This window comes from Octadecabacter sp. R77987, from assembly GCF_042466115.1.
In the GTDB taxonomy this organism is placed as follows: Bacteria; Pseudomonadota; Alphaproteobacteria; order Rhodobacterales; family Rhodobacteraceae; genus SW4.
On sequence record NZ_JAXHBQ010000001.1, the window covers coordinates 445,672 to 471,183 of the forward strand.

Genomic DNA, 25,512 nt, shown 5'->3' on the forward strand with positions numbered 1-25,512 from the left:
CAAAAGGCTGAACCGATGCGCACCACCGCCATTATCGTCGCCGCAGGCCGCGGCACCCGCGCGGGCGGTGCTTTGCCCAAGCAGTGGCAGGATTTGCGCGGTGCACCGGTGATCGCCCATACGATCCGCGCCTTTGCGGGCCATGTCGATGACATCGTGCTAGTGCTGCACGGTGACGATCTGCACCGCGCCGCCACACTGGGCCTCAGGGCGGTCGCGGGCGGTGACACGCGGGATGCCTCCGTGCAGGCAGGGCTGGCCGCGCTTGCCGCTGATCCCCCCGATTACGTGCTGATCCATGATGCTGCCCGCCCGCTGGTCAGCGCTGATCTGATTGCCCGCGTGAAGGGCGCGCTGGCGACCCACACAGGTGCGGCCCCTGCCCTGCCCGTGACGGACGCGCTGTGGACCGGCACGGATGATCTGGTCACCGGCACGCAGGATCGCGCGGGGCTTTATCGTGCGCAGACCCCGCAGGGCTTTCACTATGGCGCGATCCTTGCGGCCCATGCCGCATTCGCCGGTCAGGCCGCCGATGATGTCGCAGTGGCGCGCGCCGCGGGGCTGGATGTGGCCATCGTCGCGGGTGATGCCGACAACCTGAAAATCACCCAGCCGGACGATTTCGCGCGGGCGGCAAAACTGATGGGACGAGATATGGATATTCGCACCGGCAACGGGTTTGACGTGCACCGCTTTGGTGACGGGGATCATGTGATGCTCTGCGGTGTGGCGATCCCTCACAGTCGCGGATTGCAAGGGCATTCGGATGCTGACGTGGGCCTGCACACGATCACGGATGCGATTTACGGCGCCCTCGCGCGGGGTGACATCGGCCAGCATTTCCCGCCTTCTGATCCGCAATGGAAGGCCTGCGAAAGCCACGTGTTCCTGCGCCATGCGGTTGAACTGGCCGCTAACATGGGGTTCACGATCACCCATATTGATTGCACGCTAATCTGCGAATTTCCGAAAATCGGCCCCCATGCGGATGCGATGCGCGCGCGGGTGGCGGACATTACGGGGCTTGATCCCGACCGGATCAGCGTCAAGGCGACAACGTCCGAACGTCTTGGGTTTACAGGACGCGGCGAAGGGATTGCGGCGATGGCCACAGCAACACTGGTGAAGTCATGAAAGACAAATGGGCGCATATCACGGCAACGGTGTTTTACGTGGGCCACCTGAAACCGGCACCCGGCACTTGGGGGTCGCTGGTGGCCCTGCCGATGGCCTGGGCGATCTACATGATCGGCGGGTTCTGGCTGTTCGCGCTGGCAATCCCTGCCGCTTATATCAAGGGCTACTATGCAACCGTCTGGATGACTGCCGGCAAGGATAATCACGACCCCTCCGAGATTGTGATCGACGAAGTGGTCGGCCAGTGGATCGCCCTTTTGCCGGTGATCTATGGCATCCAGATGATGGGTGTCACACCGCAAACCCTATGGCCCGGTTGGGTTGCCGCCTTTGTATTGTTCCGCTGGTTCGACATCACCAAACCGGGCTTTGTCGGCTGGGCGGACCGCAAGGACAACGCGACCGGCGTGATGCTGGATGATGTGATCGCGGGGGTGTTCGCGGCGATCGGCGTGGCGGCGCTGGCCTCGATCTATCATCAGGTGATGATGTGAGCGCAGCCGCCCTGATGGACGCGGCCCGCGCCAAGGGGCTGATGATCGCCACCGCCGAAAGCTGCACTGGCGGGCTGGTGGCCGCCGCGCTGACAGACATCGCAGGCAGTTCGGACGTGTTCGAGCGCGGATTTGTCACTTATTCCAACGCCGCCAAGGTGGCCATGCTGGACGTGGCGCAGGCCACGCTGGACGCCCATGGCGCTGTGTCCGAACAGGTCGCGGGTGAAATGGCGCGGGGCGCGCTGGCCAACTCCAACGCAAGCCTTGCGGTGTCGATCACCGGTATCGCGGGGCCCGGCGGCAGCGATCACAAACCCGAAGGGCGCGTTTGTTTCGGGATCGCACATGCCGGTGACACCCACACCGAAACCGTCGAATTCGGCCCATTGGGGCGCGCTCAGGTGCGTGCGGCGGCAACCACCCACGCGCTTGGGCTGTTGCAACAAGCCATCGACTCGGCGCTGCCCGTTTGTGCGCCAAGCCCCGACCAGACTGCCTAAAAAACCGGCGTTTGAAAAACTGCCTGCCAAATTGGCGCGATCTGCGCGGTTGTGCCTTTTTATTCGTCGCCAGCCATGCCCCAACCTCCCAATCATCTCAGAGGGGACAGGATATGAACGGAGCGGACACAGCATGGATCATCGTCGCAACGGCGCTGGTTCTTTTCATGACATTGCCGGGGTTGGCGCTGTTTTACGGCGGGCTTGTGCGTGCGCGCAACGTGCTGAGCGTCTTTATGCATTGCTATGCCATCGCCTGTTTGATGTCGGTGCTTTGGCTGGTCGCGGGCTATTCGATTGCGTTCGGGAGCGGCACTAGCGGTGTTTGGGGCGGGCTGGACAAGATGTTCCTGAACGGCATTGACGCAGACACATTGGCGGGCACCCTGCCCGAGGTGCTTTTCTTTGCCTTCCAGATGACATTCGCGATCATCACGCCCGCGCTGATCGTCGGGGCCTATGTGGAGCGGATCGGGTTCGGTTTCGTGCTGTTGTTTTCGGCGCTTTGGATGCTGTTGTGCTATGCGCCTGTGGTGCACTGGGTCTGGGGCGGCGGGTTTTTGGCAGACGGGGGCATCTTTGGCGACACCGGCGTGCGCGACTTTGCCGGCGGGATCGTCGTGCATGAAACCGCGGGCATTGCGGCGCTGATCCTTGCGGTATTCCTTGGGCCACGGCGCAACCGCACCACCCCACCCCATAATCCGGGCATGGTGATGATCGGCGCGGCCATGCTTTGGGTCGGCTGGTTCGGGTTCAACGGTGGGTCGCAACTGGCAGCCGATGGTGGCGCCGCCATGGCCATCACCGTGACGCATCTGTCGGCGGCGGCTGCCTCGCTGTCATGGGCGCTCTGGGAAAAAATCAAATTCGGCCGCGCCTCGCTCGTGGGCCTTGTCACGGGCACGATTGCGGGGCTGGCCAGTATCACGCCTGCATCCGGTTTTGTCGGCCCCGTCGAGGCGCTGGCCATCGGCACGGTCGCAGGGATCCTCTGCCAAGAGGCCGTGACCCTGATCCGCAACATCTTCAAGATCGACGACACGCTGGATGTGTTTGCGGTGCACGGCGTTGGCGGCATTTTCGGCACGATCATGATCGCCGTTTTCGGCCTTGGGTCATGGGCGGCGCAGCTGGGCAGTCTGGCGATTGTCGGGGTGTTTACAACCGTGGTGACGGTTGCGCTGATCTTTATCGTCAAAGCGGTCACACCCCTGCGCGCCGATATAGAGGCGGAAACCAACGGGCTGGATCTGGCCGTGCACGGCGAACGCGCCTACGACATGAACAGCTAAAGTTTTGGGCAGGCCTTAGCGGGCCTGCCCGTAAAGATCGGCGGCGCGCTGTTCAAAAGCCCGCACAACGCGCTGCATGGCCTCGTTGAAAAACAGCCCCGCCGCGCCCTGCAACAGGCGGTTGCGAAATTCAAAATCCACCGCGAACGACACAGCGCAGCCCTGATCGTGGGGCGTGAATACCCACGTGCTTTCCAGATACTTGAACGGCCCGTCGATATAGGCGGTGTCAATCTGGCGCTTGGCGGGCCAAAGCGTCACGCGGCTGCCGAACTTTTCGCGAAAGACCTTAAAGCTGATCACCAGATCGGCCAGCATGACCGTGTGATCACCGTGATCGGTCGTGCTGCGGATACGCGCGGCCGCCGTCCACGGCAGAAATTCAGGATAGCGGGCCACATCGGCTACAAGCGCATACATCTGGTCGGGCGAATAGGGCAGCGACTTGGTTTCGGCGTGTTGCGGCATGGGGCATTTTTCCGTCTTGCGTTGCCCCCCGTGTCGGACAAAACGCCGCCCGATACAAGGGCGGCGCGCAGTGGACGGACCCGGTGTCGCAGTCCTAGCTTGGCTTGGTTGGCTTGGTGGCGGGTTCTTTTTCCTCAAGATCGGCGCGCAGATCGGCAGACATCTTGTCGGTCAGCGCTTCCATGTATTTCTGCAAGATGATCGGCGGCTCGGCAGGGGCAAGTTTGACGCGCAAGGTGCTGGCCCCTTCCTGCGAATAGGCATAGCGCGACGAATAGGAGGCATTGACCGAGGCGGCAAACGGCCCCCAACCGCCCTTGGCGCTGGCACTGCCGCTCTTTTCGGTCGTCTTGGCCATGGTGATCGCCATCTTCACTTCGATCTCGGCCTCTTGCACCGCATAGAATGTGGGCAGGAACCCCATTGACACAAGCGAGAATGTCTTGGTCTTGCTGGGTTCGGACAGGTCTGGCAGGGTGATCATCTGCTCGGCCATATAGCTGGCGACAGCGGTTGAATTCATATCCAGTTTGGTCTGGGATTCGGCCACGGCAATGGCCAGTTTCTGAACCATCTCGGGAAATGGGGTGTTAAGAAGTTCTTGTCCGACGCTCATGATGATCTCTCCTGTCTAGTGCTAATCTACGCTTTGAATACGGGTGCGCCGCCGCAGGCTGAACTTGACGCGGGTTGCGGTGTCGCCTGTCATCGCCTGACGCGGGTTCACGCCCAGCATCACATTGTCGGCGTCCTTGCCAAGCGCGCCGGCCATGTCGATTTCGATGTTATCAAGGCTGAAGGCGCCGTCTTCGGGATGGGCGCGGGCAATTTCCGCGGCCAGTTGCCCGGCCAGTTCGCCCGCCGCGACGACCTGCGTGTCGGGATCGGCTTGGGGCGGTAGCACCGGGCCGGTCGCCCCGAACATCGGGCCGCGCGACTGTTCGGCGATCTTGCTTTCCAATGCGGCGATCTGCGCGCGCAGTGTGTGGTCACTTTCTTCCAGCGCCGCGATGCGCGATTGCAGACCGGTCAGCGTGGCGATGATATCATCGGACAGGCCGACGATGCGCACCTCAAGCGGGCCGTCACCGGATGCGGGTGTCGTGGGTTTGGCCATGCTAGCGGCCCTCGCCCGACTGATCTGTCAAAGCATCGTCAACGCCCGGCGGCGGACCGGGGGCAAAGTGCATCCGCAGGCTGGATGCGCCGCTCACATCGAATTCCTGACCGTTCTGGTAGTTGGCGTTCACTGGCGTTGCCCCGATGATAAAGTCCCATGCCTTGCGCCCGATGCCGCGGTCGTCCTTTGCCTCCTTGGCGGGTTCAAGATGCAGGGCAAGCTTCAGTTCGACCTCGACCGATTGCATGTGAAAGATCGTCGGGGTCAGCCCTACTTCGATCAATTCGGTCGGGTAGTCGCGCAGGGCGGCCAGTTGCTGCCGGTTCAGTTCAACCGAGGCCGACGCGACACTGGCCCCGACCTGTTCAATCATCGCCGAAATTGGCGCAACCAAAAAGCCAAGCGGATCGGTATCTGCCATAACATCCCCCAAACAATGCTGAAAAAAGCTACCACAGGTTGTGTGATTTACCTAACGGCAATCTGGTGCGCCAATCCAGCCCATTGCACATCCCGCGCGACTTATGACACACAAAGCGCAGGCCTATATGACCGGAGATACCGATGACCACGCCCGACCATTCATCTTATGTCATCGACGAAATGATCAGCGCGAAATCCATCGCCGCGCGGATCGAGGATCTGGCCCGCGATATTCAGGCCGAATTCAAGGGCACCGACAAGCTGGTCGTCGTCGGCTTGCTGCGCGGATCGTTCGTGTTCATCGCCGATCTGGTGCGCGAGCTGGACCTGCCCGTCGAGGTCGATTTCCTTGAGGCATCATCCTACGGCGACGCCATGGAATCCAGCCGCGAGGTACGCATCTTCAAGGACCTGCGCGGCCAGATCGAGGGGCGCGATGTGCTGGTCGTCGAGGATATCATCGACACCGGCCACACGCTGGCCCATGTGACCGATTACTTGCGCACAAAACATCCCGCACGGCTGAAATCCATCGCCCTGCTTGATAAACCCACGCGGCGCGAAGTGGATTACAAGGCCGATTGGCTGGGCTTTGAAATTCCCGATGAATTTGTCGTGGGCTATGGAATTGACTACGCCCAACGCAACCGCAACCTGCCCTTCATCGGCAAGGTGAGGTTTACCTAGGCAAGCGCCGCTGCAGGGCGGCTGTGCATCCTGCAATGGCAGGATACCGCCGAGACCCCATGTTTTTGTGTCACAGGCAGCCATTTTCTGGTGCCGGGCGCTTTGAGAAGTGCGACTGGCCCCGTAGCATGACCCTACGTAATCATTTTGATCCAGACATTGAGACGAGGCAACGACATGAAAACAATCGCAATTTGCGCAGGCATCGCCTGTTTCGCCACCGCTGCCGCCGCACAAAGCGGGCCGGATATGAATTTCGGAGGGTCGATCTCGTACGGCATTGTCTCCGATACCAGCAGTGACTTTGAATATATCACGCTTGATTTCAATGTGCAGGGCCAGTTCGCGGGCAGTTCCGGCCTTGGCTATTTTATTGACTACGCAGCCATTGCCCCCTCTGACGACCTTGGGGCCAATATTGATGAATTTTACTACGGGCTGACCTATGATCTGGGTCCCGGCACCTTGCAGTTCGGTCGCCCCAAGTCGGTGATCAGCGACCTGCTTGATGGTCCACGCTTTGGCGAAAACCCCGACGCCATGTTTTTCTTCGGACAGTTTGCCGGCAGTATCTTGCCGCTCATCCTCGTGTCTGACGACGAAGTTTACGGGCTTCGCTATGATGGAAATGCCGGTCAGGTCCAGTTTGGCCTCAGCGTTCACAGCTCGCAGAACACCGATGAAACCCTGACGGGCGGTGTCGTGTCCTATGACGCAGGCAATTTCACGCCATTCGCCGTGTTTGAAACCCTGTCCGGCCTTGGTGCCGGTCAGGAAGCGCGCTATTCGCTGGGCACGAAATACGCCAATGGGCCGTTTTCCGGGCTGATCAGCTATACGATGAATCCGGGTTTCGCTGATGACCTCAACTCGATCTTCCTGACAGGCGAATATCAGGTGAACGACGAATTCGCGGCTGGTCTGACCTATCTGCACATTGGCGACGGTGTTACCTCGCAAGAGGTTTACGGGATCGGCGGGCAATACACCTTTGATGTCGGTGCCTTCGTGCGGGCCGATATCACGCAGTTCAGTGGTGGCGGCGATCCGCTTTACAACTTTGAAGTCGGTTACACCTTCTAGGACGCGACGCACCCGTTTTGGATGACTGGGCGCAGGGCAACTTGCGCCCTTTTGCTTTGTGCCCGTGTCTGCCATTCTGCCCACATGCGTGAAGTCCGCCACCTTTTGCGAATGGCCCGCTGGGCCAAACGCCCGCCCAGCCAGCAACGTGTGATCCTAGTGATCGCAGTGATCGTGATCTGCCTTGTGATCGCGGGGATTGAACGCTGGATCGGCTTTCCCGACTGGATGGCGGTGGAAAGCAGCCGTCCTAGGGTCGTGCGCTAGGCCGACCATCTGCGTTTTTGTGCGTCCATGCACCAAACCTGTTCGCAAATACTTGATTGGTTGGGTTAGGCCTGTGTTACGCTGGGTCACGTTCAACCAAGGAGGCTGCCATGACCAGATTTTCGCTGTTCCTTGCCACATCGACGCTTGCGCTTGCGGGCTTTGCGGTGGCCGAGAGCCATATCGCCCCCGAAGTCGCAAGTGCGATGAAGGCGCGACAGGCGCATATGACCTTGTATTCCCACAACCTTGGCACGCTGGGTGGCATGGCACAGGACAAGATCCGCTATGACGCCGAGGCGGCGATGATCGCGGCCAGCAACCTGGTGGCGCTCGCCGGCGTGAACAACGCGGGCTATTGGGTGGACGGGTCCGACACGTCTGTCGAAGGCAGCCGCGCCCTGCCCGCGATCTGGGATGACATGGATGGGTTCATGGCCGATCAGGCTGATCTGCTGGCCGCCGCGCAGGGGTTGGAAGGAGTCGCCGGTGATGGGCTGGACGCGCTCAAGGCGGCGTTCGGGCCGGTTGGTGGTGCCTGTGGTGCCTGCCACCGCGAATACCGCCAGCGCAACGAATAGACCATGCGGCGGTTGATCCGCACCGGTGTGGTGCTTGCGGTTCTGGGCGGTGTGGTCGCGTGGTTCCTGACGCGCCCCACCCCGCTTGATCCCGCCGTGATTGCGGGGCGTGAGGGGGACGCCGCGCACGGCGCGCTGGTCTTTGCCGCGGCCGGTTGCGCATCCTGCCACACCGCACCCGACAGTGAACCAACTGACATGCCCGTCCTGTCCGGTGGTCGTGCGTTCCCCAGCGACTTTGGCAGTTTTATCGCCCCAAATATTTCGCCCGATCCGGCGGCAGGTATCGGCGGGTGGAGCGATTATGATCTGGCAAATGCCATCATGCGCGGCGTCAGCCCTGCTGGCGCGCATTACTATCCGGCCTTTCCCTATACCGCCTATGCCAAGGCCGATCCGCAGGACATCGTTGATTTGATCGCCCATCTGCGCAGCCTGCCCGCAAGTGATGTGGCCAGCCAGCCGCATGATGTGGGGTTCCCGTTCAATATCCGGCGGTCGTTGGGAGGATGGAAACTGCTGTTCGCATCTGATGCATGGGTCTTGGCGGGTGAGCAGACAGCAGAGGTGACGCGCGGCCGCTATCTGGTCGAAGCCTTGGGCCATTGCGGCGAATGTCACACGCCGCGCAACGCCTTGGGCGGATTGCAGCGCGGGCAATGGCTGGCCGGTGCGCCCCACCCCGGCGGCGAAGGCACCATTCCCAACATCACCGCGGGTGAACTGGCATGGAGCGAGGGCGAGATTGTGGAATACCTGACCAGCGGCTTCACCCCAGACTTTGACACAGCGGGCGGTGAAATGGTCGATGTCATCGCCAACACGTCCCGCCTGCCCGAAAGCGACCGCGCGGCGATTGCCGCCTACCTCAAGGCCGTGCCTGCGGTGGAGTGATCACGCCCCCAGTTTCGCTATCCGCGCCGCGCGAAGGCGCGCAAAATCATCGCCCGCGTGATAGCTGGAGCGCGTCAGCGGCGTGGCCGAAACCATCAAGAACCCCTTGTTATAGGCAGTCTTTTCATAAGACTTGAATTCGTCAGGCGTCACGAACCGGTCAACCGCGTGGTGTTTCGGGGTCGGTTGCAGGTATTGGCCGATGGTCAGGAAGTCGATGTCGGCGGCGCGCATGTCTTCCATGACTTGCACAACGGCCTGCTTGTCCTCGCCCAAGCCCACCATGATACCCGATTTGGTGAACATCGTCGGGTCCAGTTCCTTGACCCGCTGCAACAGGCGCAGCGAATGGAAATAGCGCGCGCCGGGGCGCACTTCGGGGTAAAGGCCGGGCACGGTTTCAAGGTTGTGGTTGAATACGTCCGGGCGCGCCTCGACGACGATTTCCAGCACCGAAGGATCGCAGCGAATAAAGTCCGGCGTCAGGATTTCGATCGTGGTGTCGGGCGCTTGTTTGCGAATGGCGCGGATCGTCTGGGCGAAATGCTCGGCCCCGCCGTCCTCGATATCGTCGCGGTCCACGGAGGTGATCACAACGTGGTTCAGCCCCAGCTTTTTCACGGCATCAGCCACGCGACCGGGTTCAAAGATATCCAGATCCTCGGGCGGCTTGCCCGTGGCGATATTGCAGAAGGTGCAGGCGCGGGTGCAAACCTCGCCCATGATCATCATCGTGGCATGGCCCTGGGACCAGCATTCGCCCACATTGGGACAGCCCGCTTCCTCGCAGACGGTTGTCAGCTTGTTGTCGCGCATGATGCGCGCGGTATCGGCATAGCCCGCACCACCGGGTGCTTTCACGCGAATCCAGTCAGGTTTCTTGGGCTGGGCACTATCGGGGCGGCGCTGCTTTTCAGGGTGGCGCTGTGCCGGAATTTTCAGATCGCGCATCTTGTGGCTCCTCCCACACGTGAACGTTCGCTTTGATTTACACTAGGGGATTTGCGCGGCAAGCCCAAGAGGGACATTGCCGCCATGCGCCATGTGCATTCGTCGCGCGCCACGCTATAATTGGCGCACTATAAAAGGATGCCACGAATGGCCATCAACTGGACGACCCACCGCCGCGATATCCATCGCCAAACAGCTGTGCAGGAATATCTGCGCCAGATCGTCTATGGCGGCAATGACGGGATCGTCACGACCTTTGCGATTGTCGCGGGTTTTGCCGGGGCCGCCGCCGAAGGCGTTGCGCAGATCGGTGGGCTGGCGGTGCTGGTCTTTGGGCTTGCCAACCTTTTTGCCGATGGGGTGTCGATGGGGCTTGGTGAATTTTTGTCAGGGCGCGCGGCGCGCGATATGTATCACGCGCGCCGCAGCGCCGAAATGCGCGCATTGCAGGACGACCCGGAACAGGAACTGCGCGAATTGCAACAGATATTGCAGGAACGCGGCTTACCCGAACACACTGCCGCGCAAACTGCCTCTGCCCTTGGCGACCACCCCGAAGCCGTGGCGGACCTGATGATGACCTATGAGTTTGGCCAAGCCGATCCGCGTGACGATACCCCTGCCATTAATGGCAGCTTCACATTTGTCGCGTTTCTTGCCTTTGGTGTGATCCCGCTTGTGCCCTATTTCGTGCTGCCTCCGACAGATACCACGTTCTGGATATCGGTCGGGGCAACGCTGTCGGCCCTTGCCGCCCTTGGCCTGCTACGGTGGAGCGCGACGGGCGAACGCCTTGCCCGCACCATGGGGGAAACCATGCTGGTCGGGATCATCTGTGCGGCAGTGGCCTACGGTGTGGGCTGGCTGGTGGGGGGTTAACCGATCATTTTGCCCGCCTGCCCCAGACTGTCATAGTGCAGGCGCAGACGTTGCAAGGCGATGCGCAGCACGATCTTGCCTGATCGCGCCGACCAGCCCATGTGCTTTTCGGTGGTTTCCATCCCTTCAAGGAAACAGCAGCAGCGCAGGGCGATATCCGCCAGTCCCGGGCCAAGATCGGCAAGGGCCGCCTTGACGCGCGCATCGGCAGCGGCAGGCGAATTGCCCGATGCGCCGCTGTGTGTCCGCGTTGTGCCAGCAGTCAGGAAACTGTCCCAGTCCTGCGTGACGCGCGGCCCCATCTGCGCCAGTTCAAAATCCTCGCGCAGGCGTTCGCCCGCCCGCACCAAGGCGCTGCTGAGAAAGGGTTTGCCATCCTTGTCGCGCCGCCGCGCCAACCCGTTAAGCGGGCTTTCGGCGGGGGCGGCAACACGCGCATGGTCGAAACTGGCGGGCGCTTCGGCCATGCCGGTGGCACGGTTTTCATCATTGGCCATGAAGGCGCGCAACTGGTTGCGCCCTGCCGCTGTCACGCGATATTTCACGATCCGTGCATCGGGGTCGTCTGTCGCGATCCAGTCGTTCAGCGCCAGCGCCTGCGCCACGTCCTGTCCGACCACGGCGGTGCGTGTGGTGCTGCCATCGGGGGCATCGCGCACCACCACGGCCATTTCCATGTCCTTTGCCACAGCCAGCACCGCACCGGTTTCCATCAGACGGCGCAGGGCGCGGCTGCATTCGGCCGCAATGCGTTGCTGTTCTTCACGGGCGGTCGTGCGGGGGGTCTTTGTCATGCATGGCTCCTGTTGCGAAAGCGAAGCTGCATCAGAGTGTTCGGAAAGCCGGCGCAGGGCTGCATCAACCAGCGGATCGTCACGGCGGTTTTCGATCCGGCGCACCTGTCGCAGAATCGTGCTTGCGTGAACGTCCGCAGCACGGGCCAAGGCGCGAATGGATGTGCCCGCCGCGGTGTGATCAAGATAGTGACGCACCGCTTTTGGCACGAAATCAGGCCGCACCCGCGCAACCCTTAAGCGTGGTTCAGTCCGCATGTTGTCCCCATTTTATGCGCAGGTCCCTCTGCGCACTCCAGCAAGTTATCCACAAGCTAAGGTTGAAAAAGTTTCCGATTTGTTAACAATGAGCAGTATGTTCATCATTGTTTCTAAATGATAAACATTCTTAACCGCAGCGTTCTTAACCTTTAGCCCTCGCGCAACACCCGTATAGGTTGTGCGATTGTCCACAGGCTGGAAACAAAAGGATGCTGCAAATGTTGGATGTCTTGGGGATGGTTGGCGCACTGGAGCGCCCGAAACTGCTGGTCAACGCTGCCCGGTTCGGGGTTGACGAATACGATCGCGAACGGCACCTGCGCCGTGTCTTGCGCACCGATCACCTGCCCCGTTCGGCGCAGGCGCTGATGATGCTTTTGGAACTGGAAGCGGTGATGGACGGGCAACGCGTGGCCAAACAGGCCGAATACGGCATCGCCCGCCATCTGGACCTTTTGATCGCCATCATGGGCGAGGCGCGGATCTTGCGCGCCACGACCCGCCCGACGCTGGTGCCTACATAAAGCTGTCGGGCATGCTGGCCTTTTTCGCCTCGACATAGGCGGTCAGGGCGGCATGGATTTCAGGATCAAGCGGCGGCTGGACGTAGGTATCGACCATTTTTTGCACGCGAATGCTGGCAAGGGCCTGGGTGTCGCGCGCGCCTTCCTCGTCCCATGTCTCGAAGGGTTTGTAATCAAACAGGTCACTGCGCCAGAACGCGGTCTTGAAGTTCGCTTGCGTATGCGCACAGCCCAGATAGTGCCCGCCCGGCCCCACTTCGCGGATCGCGTCAAGGGCTTGGGCATTCTCGTCCATCTCGACACCCTTGGCCAGGTGGTGCAGCGTGCCCAGCTGGTCGGCGTCCATGACGAATTTCTCGAAGCTGGCGACAAGCCCGCCTTCAAGCCAGCCGCAGGAATGCAGCATGAAGTTCACCCCTGCCAGCAGCCCCATGTTCAGGCTGTTGGCGGTTTCATAGGCGGCCTGCGCATCAGGCAGCTTTGATCCGCAGAACGACCCTGCACTGCGATAGGGCAACCCCATGCGCCGTGCCAACTGCCCTGCCCCATAGGTGATATGCGCCGCTTCGGGTGTGCCGAAGGTGGGCGCGCCGCTGTTCATGTCGATCGAGGTCACGAAGGCCCCCATGATCACAGGCGCACCGGCGCGGATCAACTGCGAATAGGCCACACCGGCCAGCACTTCGGCAAAGACCTGCGTCAGGGTGCCGGCAACCGACACGGGCGCCATGGCCCCGCCAACGATGAAGGGCGAAATGATGCAGGCCTGATTGTGGGCGGCGTAAACCTCCAAAGCACCCATCATCGTTGCGTCAAACGTCATCGGCGAGTTGATGTTGATCAGGTTCACCATCACGGTGTTGTCGGCTACAAATTCCTTGCCAAACAGGATCTCGCACATCTCGATGCTGTCCTGGGCGCGTTCGGGTTCGGTCACGGACCCCATAAAGGGTTTATCGGACAAGGTCATATGCGCCAGCAACATATCCAGATGGCGCTTGTTCACCGGCACATCGGTGGGTTCGCAGACGGTGCCGCCGGAATGATGCAGCCACTTTGACATATAGCCCAGCTTCACGAATTTCTGGAAATCGGCGATCGTGGCATAGCGCCGCCCGCCAGCGGCATCACGCACGAACGGCGGGCCATAGACAGGGGCCAGCACAAGGTTCTTACCGCCGATTTCAACGTTGCGTTCGGGATTGCGGGCGTGCTGGGTAAAGGTCGACGGTGCGGTTTCACACAACTTGCGCGCCAACCCCTTTGGGATGCGCACGCGCTCGCCATTCACGTCAGCGCCCGCAGCCTTCCAGCGCTCAAGCGCGGCGGGGTTGTCAACAAAAGCCACGCCGATTTCTTCCAGGATCTGTTCGGCGTTGGCCTGGATGATGTCCAGCGCCGCCTCGTCAAGGATTTCAAAATTGGGAATCTTGCGCTGGATATACTTGGCGGTTTCCACCGAAACGGCCGTGCGTTCGGCGCGCCGCGCGGCCCCGCCGCCCCCGCGTCCACGGCGGCCTGCGCGTGCTGGTTCTGCTGCTGCTTCGGTCATGGCGATCATCCCAATAGAATCTGTTTGGACAAAACCTACACCCGCGCCCCCCGCACCTTGCACGGATTTGCGGCGCATGGGGTGTAAAAGCGACATCGCGCGTGCGCGCCGCATCTTGCGCCCGTGCCGTGGGCGATTTACGAGGGCGTCATGGATATTCAAGCCCAACACGACCGCCTTTTGATCATCGACTTTGGCTCTCAGGTGACGCAGCTGATTGCGCGCCGTCTGCGTGAACTCAACGTCTATTGCGAAATTCACCCCTATCAGAACGTGACGGATGATTTTCTGGCCGATTTCGCCCCCAAGGCGGTGATCCTGTCGGGTGGTCCGGCCAGTGTAATCGACGACGGATCACCGCGCCCGCCCGCGCGCGTCTTTGATCTGGGCGTGCCGGTGCTGGGGATTTGTTATGGCCAGCAGGTCATGATGCACATGCTGGGCGGCAAGGTGGAACGGGGCCACGGCACCGCCGAATTCGGCCGCGCCTATGTCACGCCCGATGATCAGCGCATTGATCTGCTGAACGGCTGGTTCCTTGACGGACGCGAACAGGTCTGGATGAGCCACGGCGACCATGTCTCGGCCATCGCGCCGGGGTTTGCGGTTTACGGCACCTCGCCCAACGCGCCTTTTGCGATCACCGCCGATCTGGAACGCCGGTTTTACGCAGTGCAGTTCCACCCCGAGGTGCACCACACCCCCAACGGCAAGACACTGTATGAAAACTTTGTCCGGGACGCAGGGTTCACCGGTGACTGGACCATGGATGCTTACCGCGACGAGGCGATCCGCAAAATCCGCGAGGAAGTGGGCGACAAGAAGGTGATCTGCGGCCTGTCGGGTGGTGTGGACAGTTCGGTTGCCGCCGTGCTGCTGCACGAAGCGATCGGTGATCAGCTGACCTGCGTCTTCGTCGATCACGGGTTGCTGCGCCAGAACGAGGCGGATGAAGTCGTCACCATGTTCCGCGACCACTATAACATGCCACTGATACACGCCGACGAGCAGGACTTGTTTCTGGGCGAACTTGACGGCCAAAGCGACCCGGAAACCAAGCGCAAGATCATTGGCCGCCTGTTCATCGACGTGTTCCAGAAATACGCCAATGACATCGAAGGCGCCGAATTCCTCGCCCAGGGCACGCTTTACCCCGATGTGATTGAATCCGTGTCGTTTTCCGGTGGCCCGTCCGTCACGATCAAGAGCCACCACAACGTTGGCGGGTTGCCCGAAAAGATGGGGCTGAAACTGGTCGAACCCCTGCGCGAGCTGTTCAAGGACGAGGTGCGCGCGTTGGGCCACGAACTGGGCCTGCCTGCGTCATTCATTGGCCGTCACCCCTTCCCCGGACCGGGCCTTGCGATCCGCTGCCCCGGCGAGATCACCCGCGAAAAGCTCGACATCCTGCGCAAGGCCGATGCGGTCTATATCGACCAGATCCGCCGCCACGGGCTATATGACGACATCTGGCAGGCCTTTGTTGCGATCCTGCCCGTGCGCACGGTTGGCGTGATGGGTGACGGGCGCACCTATGATTTCGCCTGTGCCCTGCGCGCGGTCACGTCTGTCGATGGCATGACCGCGGATTACTACCCCTTCACTCATGATTTCCTTGGTGAAACCGCCACGCGGATCATCAACGAAGTGCAGGGCATCAACCGCGTGACCTATGACATCACCAGCAAACCGCCCGGCACGATCGAGTGGGAGTAACCCGCCTGCTGCGCAGGTTGCTGTTGTGGGGTGGCGCCATCTGGGGGCTGACCTATGGGTTTGTGTTTGCCTGGGTGCTTTTCTGGCCCGAAACAGACAGCGCCAACCTTGCGCCCGCCGATGTGATCATCTGTTTCGGCGCGGGGATGACGGGTGACGGCACCCTTGCCCCCGCAACCATCGACCGTGTCGCAAGATGCGCTGAACTTTATGCCGCCGGTGTCGCACCCAAGGTGCTGACGACAGGCGGTGTGGCCGCACCCGATGGCCCTAGTGCGGGAGGTCAGATGGCCGCACTGGCCCAAGCGTTCGGTGTGCCAGCCGCTGACCTGATCATAGAATCCCGCGCGCAATCAACATTGCAAAACGGCCTCTTTTCCCTGCCGCTTACGGATGCAGGCCGCATCATCATCGTTTCCGAAGGCTTCCACCTGCCCCGCTGCTGGGCCTCGATCCGCTGGGCGGCGTGGCAGTTGGGGCTGGCCCAGCCCGACATCACGCTGGTCATGTCAAATCCGGTGCGCCGCGACCCTGCATCGGGGCGGATCAACCAGGGGATCATCCTGCGCGAAACGCTTGCCCTGTGGTTCAACGGCGCGCGCGCGGCGGCCTATTCACTGGGTGGGGCCCTTGGCATCCCGCCTGACGACCGTATCGACTGGCTGCACTGACCTGCTTCTTTTGTTCAAAAATACCTCCGGGGGAGTCCGCAAGGACGGGGGCAGCGCCCCTTGCATCCGAACGGGCTTTCCTAAACGCGCGCGCCGTGGCACATCGTTGCAAACAGTTTGGGTTCCCACATGTCACCACCCCTGCAAGCCGCGCTCTGGATGACAGGCGCCATCGCGTCCTTTACGGCGATGGCGATCGCGGGGCGTGTGGTCAGCTTTGATCTGGATACCTTTGAAATCATGACCTATCGCAGCCTGTTCGGGCTGTGCATCGTCTTGATCGTCGCCGGTGCGGCCGGCACCCTGCCCCAGATCAGCCGCCGCAACCTTGGCCTGCACCTGATCCGCAACATGGCGCATTTTTCGGGGCAGAACCTGTGGTTCTTTGCGATCACGGTGATCCCGCTGGCGCAGGTCTTTGCGCTGGAATTCACCACACCACTCTGGGTGATCATGCTATCGCCACTGATCCTGGGCGAACGGCTGACGCGGGTCGGCGTGATATCCGCAATGATCGGCTTTGTTGGGATCCTGATCGTCGCACAGCCGGGGGCGACACCGCTGAATGCGGGGTTGATCGCAGCGGCCTTGTGTGCCGTTGGGTTCGGGATCACGGCTATCCTGACGCGGCGGCTGACCCGCACGGAAACGATCACCTGCATCCTGTTTTACCTCACTGCGATGCAGGCGGTGTTCGGGCTGGTCTGTGCCGGATATGACGGGGATATGGCCCTGCCAAGCGCGCAAACCCTGCCGTGGCTGGTGCTGATCGGCTGCGCGGGGTTGCTGGCGCATTTCTGCCTTACATCGGCTCTGAAAATCGCACCGGCCAGCGTCGTGATGCCGATGGATTTCGTGCGCCTGCCGGTGATTGCCGTGGTCGGCGCGCTGTTTTACGCCGAAGCACTTGATCCACTGGTCTTCGTTGGTGCGGCGCTGATATTTGCGGGCAATTACGTCAATATCCGGTTCGGTCACGGGCCGATGGCCCCCGTCACCCAAAAGTAACGCTACGGCGCGATTACAACTCTGACGTTGCGTAAAGAATTGACCGAAACGTCATTCACACCCTAGCACTTGGTCAGGGACGAGGAATTGCGCGCCCACACGCGCAGCAAACAGGGAAGAGACCATGAACAAGTTTTTGACAACCGGCGCAGCACTGCTGCTGACCACAACTTCCGCATTCGCCGCAGGGCTTGACCGCTCCGGTCAAAGCATCGGCGTCATTTTCGAAGAGGGCAATTATGCCGAGCTGAGCTTTGGTTCAGTGACGCCCAGCGTGTCGTCAGCGGCGCTTGGCGGGGCGAATATGGCACCGTCCTACACCCAGTTCGGGTTCGCCTATAAGCATCAGTTCGACGAAAACCTGTCGCTTTCGTTGATCGTGGATCAGCCATACGGTGCCGATGTTGCCTACGTTGGTCTGCCCATCGCCGGCGTTATCGACAGCCTGGGCATTACTGCGGTCGGTCGCTATGAAGTGAACGAGAACATTTCGTTCCATGCCGGTCTTCGCTTCCTTCAAACCAGTGGTGAACTGACACTTGGTGGCTTTTCGAACACCTATGACCCCGCGAGCGGAACGGGATACCTCATCGGTGCCGCCTACGAACGGCCCGACATCGCGCTGCGGGTTGCGCTGACATACTCCAGTGCGATTGAAATTACGCACGACGGTGTCTTGGCTCCAACCACGCTTGTCGCTGCGTTTCCCCAGTCCGTGAACCTTGATTTCCAGACGGGTGTTGCGGCGGACACTTTGGTGTTCGGCTCAATTCGCTGGGCTGAATGGTCCGCGGCCTCGTTGACAGAGAGCTTCCCTGCAGTAGGGCAGTTCTACGCACCCAGCAACGATGGCATGACTTACAATATCGGCGTGGGTCGTCGTTTTTCCGATAACCTTTCGGGTTCGATCACCATTGGTTACGAAGCAGCACAGGGTGGCATCGCTTCGCCTTTCGCGCCAACTGACGGCAATCTCAGCCTTCAGGTCGGGGCGGCCTACACGCTCGACAGCGGCGTAGAAGTTTCAGGTGGTGTCCGCTACATTCACATCGGTGACGCGACTGCCGATTTCACGCCATTTGGCGGCGGACCGGCTGATTTCACCGACAACTCGGCGGTGGCTGTCGGCCTCAAGGTCGCCTACAACTACTAAAGCGCCACCAATACCACACCGGATTCAGCCCCGCCCCAACAGGCGGGGCTTTTTCGTTGCAGGGCTGGGGCACGCGCGCTACCTAACTGGCATGATTTATGAAACCGCATCAGACTGGCTGAACGCCCCGCAAAAGCGGGTGCTGTTCTTTGGCATGTCCGGCCTTGGCAAAACCCATGTATCCAACATGCTGCGCGCGCAAGGCGACTGGTTTCACTATTCCATCGATTACCGCATCGGTACGCGCTATATGGGCGAGTTGATCGCTGACAATGCCAAACGGCAGGCGATGCAGGTGCCGTTCCTGCGCGATATGCTGCTGTCGGACAGTATCTATATCGGGTCAAATATCACCTTTGATAACCTGACGCCGGTGTCCACATATCTGGGCAAACCGGGCAAGGGCGGCCTGCCGATGGCCGAATTCAAGCGCCGTCAGGCCCAGTTTCAGGCCGCCGAGATTGCCGCCCTGAACGACACGCCGCATTTCATCGAACGCGCGCAGGCACTTTATGGCTACCCGCATTTCATTTGCGATACCGGCGGGTCGATCTGTGAATGGGTCGATGGCACGGATGATGATCCGCTGATGCGGATGCTGTCGCAGAACTGCCTGATGGTCTGGATCAAGGGCAGCGACGCCCACACCGCCGAACTGGTGCGACGCTTTGACAAGGCACCCAAGCCGATGGCCTATCGCCCTGATTTTCTGGCTGACTGCTGGGAAAAATACCTGAATGAAAACAGCATGAAAGAAGATGAAGTTAATCCAGATGACTTCATTCGCTGGACCTATGCCAGCGCCTTGGCGCACCGTCAGCCATTGTATGAGCGAATGTCGCGCTGGGGTGTCACCGTCACGGCCGAAGACATCGCTGATGTGCAAAGCCCCGCGGATTTTGACGCCCTGATCGCCCGCGCCCTGCCGGCCTAACGCCCTGACACTTTCGCCGAAAGCACCGATATGCCCATCAAGATTCCCTCCGACCTCCCCGCCTTTGATGTCCTCACCCGCGAGGGCGTGAATGTCATGTCCGAAGATCAGGCCGCGCGTCAGGATATCCGCCCGCTGCGGATTGCCCTTCTCAATCTGATGCCCAAGAAAATCCAAACAGAAACCCAGTTCGCCCGTCTGATCGGCGCCACGGCCCTGCAAATCGAACTGACCCTGATCCGGATGAGCGATCACGAGGTCAAGACGACCGCCGCCGAGCATATGGAAGAATTCTACCGCCCGTTTTCCCAAGTAAAGGGCGAGCGTTTCGACGGGCTGATCATCACCGGCGCACCGATCGAACACCTGCCCTTTGATCAGGTCACCTATTGGGACGAATTGCGCGAGGTGTTTGCCTGGACCCAGACCAACGTGCATTCCACATTCGGTGTGTGCTGGGGTGGCATGGCGATGATCAATCACTTTCGTGGCGTCAAGAAACACATGCTGGATCACAAGGCGTTCGGCTGTTTCCGCCATCATGTGACCGATGCGTCATCGCCGTATTTGCGTGGCTTTTCAGACGATTGCGTGATCCCCGTCAGCCGATGGACCGAAATGCGTCAGGATGAAATCGCGGCCGCCACCGGCCTGCGCACCCTGATCACCAGCCCTGATGCGGGTCCCTGTCTGGTCGAAGACCCCGCGCATCGTGCGCTCTATATCTTTAACCACTTTGAATATGACAGCGGCACCTTGAAGGAAGAATATGATCGCGATGTTGCCTCGGGCACGCCGATCAACGTGCCGCAAAACTATTATCCCGGCGATGACCCGACGAAACCGCCGCAAAACCGGTGGAGAAGTCACGCGCACCTCCTATATGGTAATTGGCTGACCGAAGTTTATCAGTCCACACCTTATGATTTGAATGAAATTGGCAACTAAACTCACCCTCGCCGCCCTTGCCCTGCTGACAGCAGGTGGCACCTTTGTGAACAAGCGTGCCGCGCAGCACGAAGCACAGGCCGAGGTCGATTACCCGCCCGAGGGCGATTTTGTGACCGTCGACGGGCGGCGCGTGCATTACGTTATGGCTGGCCAAGGCCCCGATCTGGTGTTGATCCATGGGGCAAGCGGCAATACCCGCGACTTCACCTTTGCCTTTGTCGATCAGGTCAAGGACGACTACCGCGTCATTGTCTTTGACCGCCCCGGACTGGGCTATACCGACCGCGCGAGCGATGAATTCGGCGGGCCGTTCAACACCGCCGCCGAAAGCCCCGCCGACCAGGCGATCATGCTTCAGGCCGCAGCTGCACAACTGGGCGCGGACAAGCCTATCGTCTTGGGCCATTCTTACGGCGGCACGATTGCGCTGGCTTGGGCGCTGGAACGGCCCGACAGTATCGCCGCCGTGATCAATGTGGCCGCCCCCTCGAACCCTTGGCCCGGCAGGCTGGGCGCACTTTACCGGATCAATGGCACGGCCCTTGGTGGCGCGATGTTGCCGCCGCTGATCACCGCCTTCGCCAGCCAGCAGCGGATCGAGGACAATATCGCCTCCATCTTTGACCCGCAAGTCGCCCCCGAAGGCTATGCCCATTATGTCGGTGCGACCCTGACAACGCGGCGCGCGGCGTTTCGCGCCAACGGGCGGCAGGTAAACAGCCTGCGCCCGCATGTGGTTGAAATGTCCAAACGCTACGGCGACATCACGATTCCCGTCGAAATCATCCACGGTGACGCCGACACGATTGTCCCGCTTGAAATCCACTCGATCCCGCTGTCGCGGCAGGTGCCCCATGCGACCCTTACCGTGCTTGATGGGGTCGGGCATATGCCGCACCATGTCTCATCGGATGTGGTGATTGCAGCGATCGACCGCGCCGCCGTGGCGTCCGGATTGCGCTAGCCGCCCGTCCCCCCCATACTGCCCAAAACACCGGAGTATCTTATGGACTTGCCATTTGACGGCGCGATCAGCGCGTTTTTCAAAGACACCGCCCCAGACGCCGTGCGCGCCGAAATCAAAGGCGCAAAAAAGGGCGAAATCCTTTCCACCGATTACCCCTACGATGAACGCTGGGACAAAGGTGACTACGAGGATGCGCTTGAGGCGCTGCAAATCGAACTGGTCAAGATGCAGGCCTGGGCGCGCGAAACCGGCGCACGCATCGCCATCGTGTTCGAGGGGCGTGATGCGGCGGGCAAGGGTGGCACGATCAAGCGGTTTCGCGAAAACCTGAATCCGCGTGGCGCGCGGGCCGTGGCCCTGTCCAAACCCACCGAAGAAGAAGCCGGCCAGTGGTATTTCCAGCGCTACATCGAACATCTGCCATCGGCGGGCGAAATCGTGTTCTTCGACCGCTCGTGGTATAATCGTGGCGTGGTCGAACATGTGTTCGATTTCTGCACGCCCAAACAGCGCGACCACTGGTTCACGCAGGTCGTGCCCTTTGAACAGATGCTGGTGGACGAAGGCATCATGGTTTTCAAGATCTGGCTGAACGTGGATCGTGCAGCACAGTTGCAACGCTTTCTGGACCGCGAGAAAGACCCGTTGAAACAGTGGAAGCTTAGCTGGATCGACGTGGAAGGGTTGAAACGCTGGGATGCTTATACCGATGCGATTGGTGAAACGCTGACCCGCACCCACACCGGCACGACCCCGTGGATTGTTGTGCGCAGCGATGACAAGCGCCGCGCCCGCGTCAACGCGATCCGCGCCGTGCTGACCCAGATCGACTATGCCCGCAAGAATGCGAATGCCCTTGGCGCGGTCGATCCCTTGGTCGCCGGCGGCCCCGAATTGTGGACCGGCAAGTGAGCAAGCGGGGCTATCATCACGGTAACCTGCGCGAGGCGCTGGTCACGGCGGCCCTGCGGCTGATCGAAACCAAAGGGCCAACAGGGTTTACCCTGTCCGAGGCCGCGCGCGAGGCTGGCGTAACTCCTGCCGCCGTTTACCGCCACTTTGAAGGCCGCGAAGATCTGATTGCCGAAGCCGCGCGGCAAGGTTACGAGATTTTCGCCGATCTGCTGGATCACGCCTATGACAAGGGCCAGCCCTCGGCGCTGGCCGCGTTTGAATCCACGGGCCGCGCCTATCTGGCCTTTGCACGCCGTTTTCCCGGGCATTACGTGGCGATGTTTGAAAGCGGCATTTCGATCCAGCGCACCCCTGCCCTGAACGCCGCCGCCACCCGCGCGCTGGGTGTGCTGGAAAAAGCCGCCGAAGATCTGAGCGAACACATCCCCGCCGACAAACGCCCGCCGCCGCAGATGTTTTCAGCACATATCTGGGCGATGTCGCACGGCGTTGTGGAACTCTTCGCGCGCGGCAGCCCCGGCACCAAAAGCCCCTTCCCCCCCGAAGACCTGCTGGAAAGCGGCATCGGGATCTACCTGCGCGGGTTAGGGCTGATCAAGGGGGATGAGTAGCGGTTAAACATGGCCCGGAATCAAGCCGCAGGCGCCGGGCCAGCGACGGCCCGCCCCACGGGCCGCCGCTGCCCCTTTCTCATACAAAAAGGGCGCCCCAGCGGAGCGCCCTTTCCGAAAACCATGTCGCCAAACTTAACGCTTGGAGAACTGGAAGCTCTTGCGGGCTTTGGCCTTGCCGTATTTCTTACGTTCCACAACGCGGCTGTCGCGTGTCAGGAAGCCAGCGGCCTTCAGTGCGCCACGCAAGCTTGGATCATAAAGCTGCAACGCTTTGGAGATACCGTGCTTAACCGCACCGGCCTGACCGGACAGACCGCCGCCTTTGACGGTGGCTTGGACGTCGAACTGGTCAGCGACACCGGCTACCGAGAACGGCTGGCGCAGGATCATTTGCAGCACGGGGCGTGCAAAATAGACCTTCATTTCGCGACCATTGACAGTCACCTTGCCGGAACCGGGCTTGATCCAGACGCGGGCGACCGCATCCTTGCGCTTGCCGGTGGCATAGGCACGGCCCAGATCGTCGCGAACGGGTTCGCGGGTGATGGTTTCAACGACAGGAGCCGCCTCAACAGTTTCAGCCACGGCGCCCAGCTCTTCGAGGGAGTTCACTTGATCGGCCATTATGCAGTCCTCGTGTTCTTTTTGTTCATGGATTTCACGTCCAGAACTTCGGGCTTTTGGGCTTCCATGCCGTGCTCGCTACCTGCAAAGACGCGCAGGTGTGTCATCTGCTGACGCGACAGGCGGTTGCCGGGCAACATGCGCTTGACGGCCTGCATCACCACACGCTCGGGGTGTGCACCTTCAAGGATTTCGCCGGTTGTTTTCGACTTGATCCCGCCGGGGTGGCCGGTGTGCCAGTAGTTCGGCTTGTCACGCTTGTTGCCGGTCAGCTGCACCTTGTCGGCGTTGATGACGATAACGTTGTCGCCCATATCCATGTGCGGTGTGAAAGACGGCTTGTGCTTGCCGCGCAGGCGGGTCGCAATCACAACGGCAAGACGGCCCAGAACAACGCCTTCGGCGTCGATCAGGATCCATTTCTTGTCGATGTCTGCCGGAGTAGCAGAGAAGGTTTTCATCGGTATGCCCTTAAAGCTTGGGAGAATAAGATTGGGGTGTTCTATAGGGTTCGCGCGCGCAGTCAAGTGGCGTGTGCCGCTAAAAACCGTTACAAAACAGCGGGTTAAAAATGCGGTATTATTTTACCCCATTATTATCGCCTGATTATTCCGGTTGGCAAATCTCACCGCGCATAATCGCGCGCACTGTGCGCAGAATCAGGCCCGCAACTGTGATGACCAGGACACCGCAAACCACCGCCCCGATCCATTGATGCGCCGCAACACCCGTCAACGCGCCATAGCGCGCCGCGGCAATCGACAGGGCGGCCAGCGGAAATGACAGCGCCCAGAACGACAGCGCAAAGGGCAAGCGCAGAATTTTCGGCACTTGCACGACCATCAGCGCGGCAAAGAGATAACCAAGGTTCATCAGGATACGCGCAAATGGATCAACCTGCCCGACCAGCGCGATATAACCGACAAAGCCCACGGCGGGTGGCGCGATCAGGATCATCATCGTGGGAAATAGACGCGCCGGAATCGGATCGTGAAACATCAGCCGGTTCATCACCAGCGTCAGCAGCACCACCCAGAACATGATGCCGGTGGAAAAGAACAACCACGACAGTTCGGGAAAGCCCAAAGACACCCCCGCGATCGGCACGATCACATTGCCAACCGCGGGAATGAACCACGCCGGTGTCAGGTGCCCCACTTGGAATGACCGATGGCTGATCCAGTTCGACACCACCGCCAGCGTCAGCCCGCCTTGCAGCGCCGCGCCCGCAATCCAGAACGCGGTTGCCAGCATGGTGCTGCCTTCGCGCAAGGCCACCGCCAGCAACAACAGCGAAATCGACACGGTCGGAAAGAACGCCAGCTTGACCGGATGGTTCCATTCGCCGTGCACGGCGGCGGGGTGACGCATCCACTTCACCACGTAAAACACTGCAATCACGGCAAAAACGGCCATCGCAAGGATCAGCGCAAAAGGCGCGACAGTTCCTGCCAGCGGCACCATCGGCGCAGTCGCATGCAGCGCCAGTGCCAGCCCCAAAAGGCCCATCACCACGGCAAAGAACGTGATCGGGAAATGCGCAAGGCGTTGGGATTCGGACATGGCGGCCTCCTGAGTCTTTAATACATCAGGGTAATGGCATCTATTGTGGCGGAATGGAATAGGTCAAAGCGGCGCGGGCCACAGGCGCTGCCTGTCCTTCGCCAAAGATCAGCGCATCCCCCACGGCCAGGACGCGCCCCAGCTTGAGCACCCTTGCGGTGCACAGCAGATCAACACCCGCCGCTGGTTTGCGCATGAAATCAATGTTGCCGTTGGTGGTGACGGTCAGCGCCGCCGGACCGATCATCGCCAGAATCGCAAGATACGTGGCCACATCCGCAAGCCCGAACATTGTCGGGCCTGATATTGTGCCGCCCGGGCGCAGGTGTTGCTCGGCGGCAATCAGGCGCAGGGTCAAGGTCATCTCGCCCACGTCCTCGACGGCGAACTGGCTGGCGACCTGCGGGAATTCCTGCACCAGAAAGGCGTCAAGCGCCGCTTTGTCCATCTTTGATGCCATGTCTTCCCTCTGCCCTGTTG

General features: G+C 60.7%; 31 protein-coding genes. 20 read left to right on the forward strand and 11 right to left on the reverse strand.

The annotated features are described in order from the left end of the window. Positions 1-15 precede the first annotated feature (15 nt). From SJY21_RS02205 to SJY21_RS02220, 4 genes are all read left to right on the forward strand, one after another. Positions 16-1,137, forward strand: coding sequence for a bifunctional 2-C-methyl-D-erythritol 4-phosphate cytidylyltransferase/2-C-methyl-D-erythritol 2,4-cyclodiphosphate synthase (locus SJY21_RS02205; protein WP_377505553.1), 1,122 nt, complete (start codon positions 16-18; stop codon positions 1,135-1,137). Next, on the forward strand, positions 1,134-1,634 hold the full coding sequence (locus SJY21_RS02210; protein ID WP_377505556.1) for a phosphatidylglycerophosphatase A: 501 nt from the start codon (positions 1,134-1,136) through the stop codon (positions 1,632-1,634). Before SJY21_RS02205 ends, SJY21_RS02210 begins: the two co-directional genes overlap by 4 nt. Further along, positions 1,631-2,137 carry a CinA family protein gene (locus tag SJY21_RS02215; protein WP_377505559.1) on the forward strand — a complete coding sequence of 169 codons (507 nt, stop codon included), beginning with the start codon at positions 1,631-1,633 and terminating at the stop codon, positions 2,135-2,137. Before SJY21_RS02210 ends, SJY21_RS02215 begins: the two co-directional genes overlap by 4 nt. Positions 2,138-2,250: 113 nt before the next feature. Then, entirely contained in the window at positions 2,251-3,432 is a 1,182-nt protein-coding gene (locus SJY21_RS02220) for an ammonium transporter (RefSeq protein WP_377505562.1), read from the forward strand. Between the two features lie 15 nt (positions 3,433-3,447). Here SJY21_RS02220 and SJY21_RS02225 read toward each other — a convergent pair whose 3' ends face one another. The 4 genes from SJY21_RS02225 to SJY21_RS02240 all read right to left on the reverse strand — a co-directional run bounded on the left by SJY21_RS02225 (position 3,448) and on the right by SJY21_RS02240 (position 5,441). Then, entirely contained in the window at positions 3,448-3,900 is a 453-nt protein-coding gene (locus SJY21_RS02225; RefSeq protein WP_377505565.1) for a type II toxin-antitoxin system RatA family toxin, read from the reverse strand. 94 nt (positions 3,901-3,994) lie between these two features. Next, entirely contained in the window at positions 3,995-4,516 is a 522-nt protein-coding gene (locus SJY21_RS02230) for a hypothetical protein (protein ID WP_377505568.1), read from the reverse strand. A gap of 21 nt (positions 4,517-4,537) precedes the next feature. Further along, positions 4,538-5,017, reverse strand: coding sequence for a hypothetical protein (locus SJY21_RS02235; RefSeq protein WP_377505571.1), 480 nt, complete (start codon positions 5,015-5,017; stop codon positions 4,538-4,540). 1 nt (position 5,018) lies between these two features. Continuing rightward, positions 5,019-5,441: a hypothetical protein gene (locus SJY21_RS02240; RefSeq protein WP_377505574.1), complete on the reverse strand. Its 423-nt coding sequence runs from the start codon at positions 5,439-5,441 to the stop codon at positions 5,019-5,021. 143 nt (positions 5,442-5,584) lie between these two features. Between SJY21_RS02240 and hpt the strand changes: the two genes are divergently transcribed. The 5 genes from hpt (at position 5,585) to SJY21_RS02265 (ending at position 8,955) form a co-directional block, all read left to right on the forward strand. Continuing rightward, entirely contained in the window at positions 5,585-6,130 is a 546-nt protein-coding gene (gene hpt, locus SJY21_RS02245; protein ID WP_377505577.1) for a hypoxanthine phosphoribosyltransferase, read from the forward strand. A gap of 177 nt (positions 6,131-6,307) precedes the next feature. Continuing rightward, the gene (locus SJY21_RS02250) at positions 6,308-7,213 is read left to right on the forward strand and encodes a porin (RefSeq protein ID WP_377505580.1); all 906 of its coding nucleotides are present in this window, start codon (positions 6,308-6,310) and stop codon (positions 7,211-7,213) included. Positions 7,214-7,324: 111 nt separating this feature from the next. After that, a complete protein-coding gene (locus SJY21_RS02255) occupies positions 7,325-7,480 on the forward strand; it encodes a hypothetical protein (RefSeq protein ID WP_377505583.1) in 156 nt (51 codons plus the stop codon). 110 nt (positions 7,481-7,590) lie between these two features. Then, positions 7,591-8,061, forward strand: coding sequence for a c-type cytochrome (locus SJY21_RS02260; RefSeq protein ID WP_377505586.1), 471 nt, complete (start codon positions 7,591-7,593; stop codon positions 8,059-8,061). Between the two features lie 3 nt (positions 8,062-8,064). Continuing rightward, a complete protein-coding gene (locus SJY21_RS02265) occupies positions 8,065-8,955 on the forward strand; it encodes a c-type cytochrome (RefSeq protein WP_377505588.1) in 891 nt (296 codons plus the stop codon). Here SJY21_RS02265 and lipA read toward each other — a convergent pair whose 3' ends face one another. After that, the gene (gene lipA, locus SJY21_RS02270; protein WP_377505591.1) at positions 8,956-9,906 is read right to left on the reverse strand and encodes a lipoyl synthase; all 951 of its coding nucleotides are present in this window, start codon (positions 9,904-9,906) and stop codon (positions 8,956-8,958) included. Between the two features lie 147 nt (positions 9,907-10,053). On the opposite strand from lipA, the gene SJY21_RS02275 reads away from it, so the two are divergent. Next, positions 10,054-10,785 (forward strand): VIT1/CCC1 transporter family protein, encoded by a 732-nt coding sequence (locus SJY21_RS02275; RefSeq protein ID WP_377505594.1) that lies wholly within the window; start codon positions 10,054-10,056, stop codon positions 10,783-10,785. On the opposite strand, the gene SJY21_RS02280 is transcribed toward SJY21_RS02275, so the two are convergent. Further along, positions 10,782-11,837 carry a DUF6456 domain-containing protein gene (locus SJY21_RS02280; RefSeq protein ID WP_377505597.1) on the reverse strand — a complete coding sequence of 352 codons (1,056 nt, stop codon included), beginning with the start codon at positions 11,835-11,837 and terminating at the stop codon, positions 10,782-10,784. The genes SJY21_RS02275 and SJY21_RS02280 overlap by 4 nt on opposite strands. Positions 11,838-12,058: 221 nt before the next feature. Between SJY21_RS02280 and SJY21_RS02285 the strand changes: the two genes are divergently transcribed. Continuing rightward, complete coding sequence (locus SJY21_RS02285) at positions 12,059-12,364, forward strand: DUF6477 family protein (protein ID WP_377505600.1); 306 nt, start codon at positions 12,059-12,061, stop codon at positions 12,362-12,364. On the opposite strand, the gene SJY21_RS02290 is transcribed toward SJY21_RS02285, so the two are convergent. Further along, on the reverse strand, positions 12,357-13,916 hold the full coding sequence (locus SJY21_RS02290; RefSeq protein ID WP_377505603.1) for a trimethylamine methyltransferase family protein: 1,560 nt from the start codon (positions 13,914-13,916) through the stop codon (positions 12,357-12,359). The genes SJY21_RS02285 and SJY21_RS02290 overlap by 8 nt on opposite strands. Positions 13,917-14,066: 150 nt before the next feature. On the opposite strand from SJY21_RS02290, the gene guaA reads away from it, so the two are divergent. The 9 genes from guaA (at position 14,067) to SJY21_RS02335 (ending at position 22,842) form a co-directional block, all read left to right on the forward strand. Then, positions 14,067-15,632: a glutamine-hydrolyzing GMP synthase gene (gene guaA, locus SJY21_RS02295; RefSeq protein ID WP_377505605.1), complete on the forward strand. Its 1,566-nt coding sequence runs from the start codon at positions 14,067-14,069 to the stop codon at positions 15,630-15,632. Further along, positions 15,623-16,303, forward strand: a complete 681-nt coding sequence (locus tag SJY21_RS02300) for a YdcF family protein (RefSeq protein ID WP_377505608.1) — start codon at positions 15,623-15,625, stop codon at positions 16,301-16,303. Before guaA ends, SJY21_RS02300 begins: the two co-directional genes overlap by 10 nt. Before the next feature lie 129 nt (positions 16,304-16,432). Next, the gene (locus tag SJY21_RS02305) at positions 16,433-17,311 is read left to right on the forward strand and encodes a DMT family transporter (RefSeq protein WP_377505610.1); all 879 of its coding nucleotides are present in this window, start codon (positions 16,433-16,435) and stop codon (positions 17,309-17,311) included. A gap of 124 nt (positions 17,312-17,435) precedes the next feature. Then, positions 17,436-18,464, forward strand: coding sequence for a transporter (locus tag SJY21_RS02310; RefSeq protein WP_377505613.1), 1,029 nt, complete (start codon positions 17,436-17,438; stop codon positions 18,462-18,464). Between the two features lie 91 nt (positions 18,465-18,555). Then, entirely contained in the window at positions 18,556-19,398 is an 843-nt protein-coding gene (locus tag SJY21_RS02315) for an ATPase (RefSeq protein ID WP_377505616.1), read from the forward strand. Positions 19,399-19,428: 30 nt separating this feature from the next. Further along, positions 19,429-20,346: a homoserine O-succinyltransferase gene (metA, locus tag SJY21_RS02320; RefSeq protein ID WP_377505619.1), complete on the forward strand. Its 918-nt coding sequence runs from the start codon at positions 19,429-19,431 to the stop codon at positions 20,344-20,346. Continuing rightward, on the forward strand, positions 20,330-21,313 hold the full coding sequence (locus SJY21_RS02325) for an alpha/beta fold hydrolase (protein WP_377505622.1): 984 nt from the start codon (positions 20,330-20,332) through the stop codon (positions 21,311-21,313). The genes metA and SJY21_RS02325 overlap by 17 nt, the downstream gene beginning before the upstream one ends. A 42-nt stretch (positions 21,314-21,355) precedes the next feature. Beyond that, entirely contained in the window at positions 21,356-22,228 is an 873-nt protein-coding gene (gene ppk2 / locus SJY21_RS02330; protein WP_377505625.1) for a polyphosphate kinase 2, read from the forward strand. Continuing rightward, on the forward strand, positions 22,225-22,842 hold the full coding sequence (locus SJY21_RS02335) for a TetR/AcrR family transcriptional regulator (protein ID WP_377505628.1): 618 nt from the start codon (positions 22,225-22,227) through the stop codon (positions 22,840-22,842). Before ppk2 ends, SJY21_RS02335 begins: the two co-directional genes overlap by 4 nt. Before the next feature lie 135 nt (positions 22,843-22,977). On the opposite strand, the gene rpsI is transcribed toward SJY21_RS02335, so the two are convergent. The 4 genes from rpsI to SJY21_RS02355 form a co-directional block, all read right to left on the reverse strand. Further along, a complete protein-coding gene (rpsI, locus tag SJY21_RS02340; RefSeq protein WP_377505631.1) occupies positions 22,978-23,469 on the reverse strand; it encodes a 30S ribosomal protein S9 in 492 nt (163 codons plus the stop codon). Beyond that, positions 23,469-23,930, reverse strand: a complete 462-nt coding sequence (gene rplM, locus SJY21_RS02345) for a 50S ribosomal protein L13 (protein WP_377505634.1) — start codon at positions 23,928-23,930, stop codon at positions 23,469-23,471. Before rplM ends, rpsI begins: the two co-directional genes overlap by 1 nt. A gap of 145 nt (positions 23,931-24,075) precedes the next feature. After that, complete coding sequence (locus SJY21_RS02350) at positions 24,076-25,032, reverse strand: SLAC1 anion channel family protein (RefSeq protein WP_377505637.1); 957 nt, start codon at positions 25,030-25,032, stop codon at positions 24,076-24,078. Between the two features lie 40 nt (positions 25,033-25,072). Then, positions 25,073-25,492, reverse strand: coding sequence for a PaaI family thioesterase (locus SJY21_RS02355; protein ID WP_377505640.1), 420 nt, complete (start codon positions 25,490-25,492; stop codon positions 25,073-25,075). Positions 25,493-25,512: the final 20 nt, after the last annotated feature.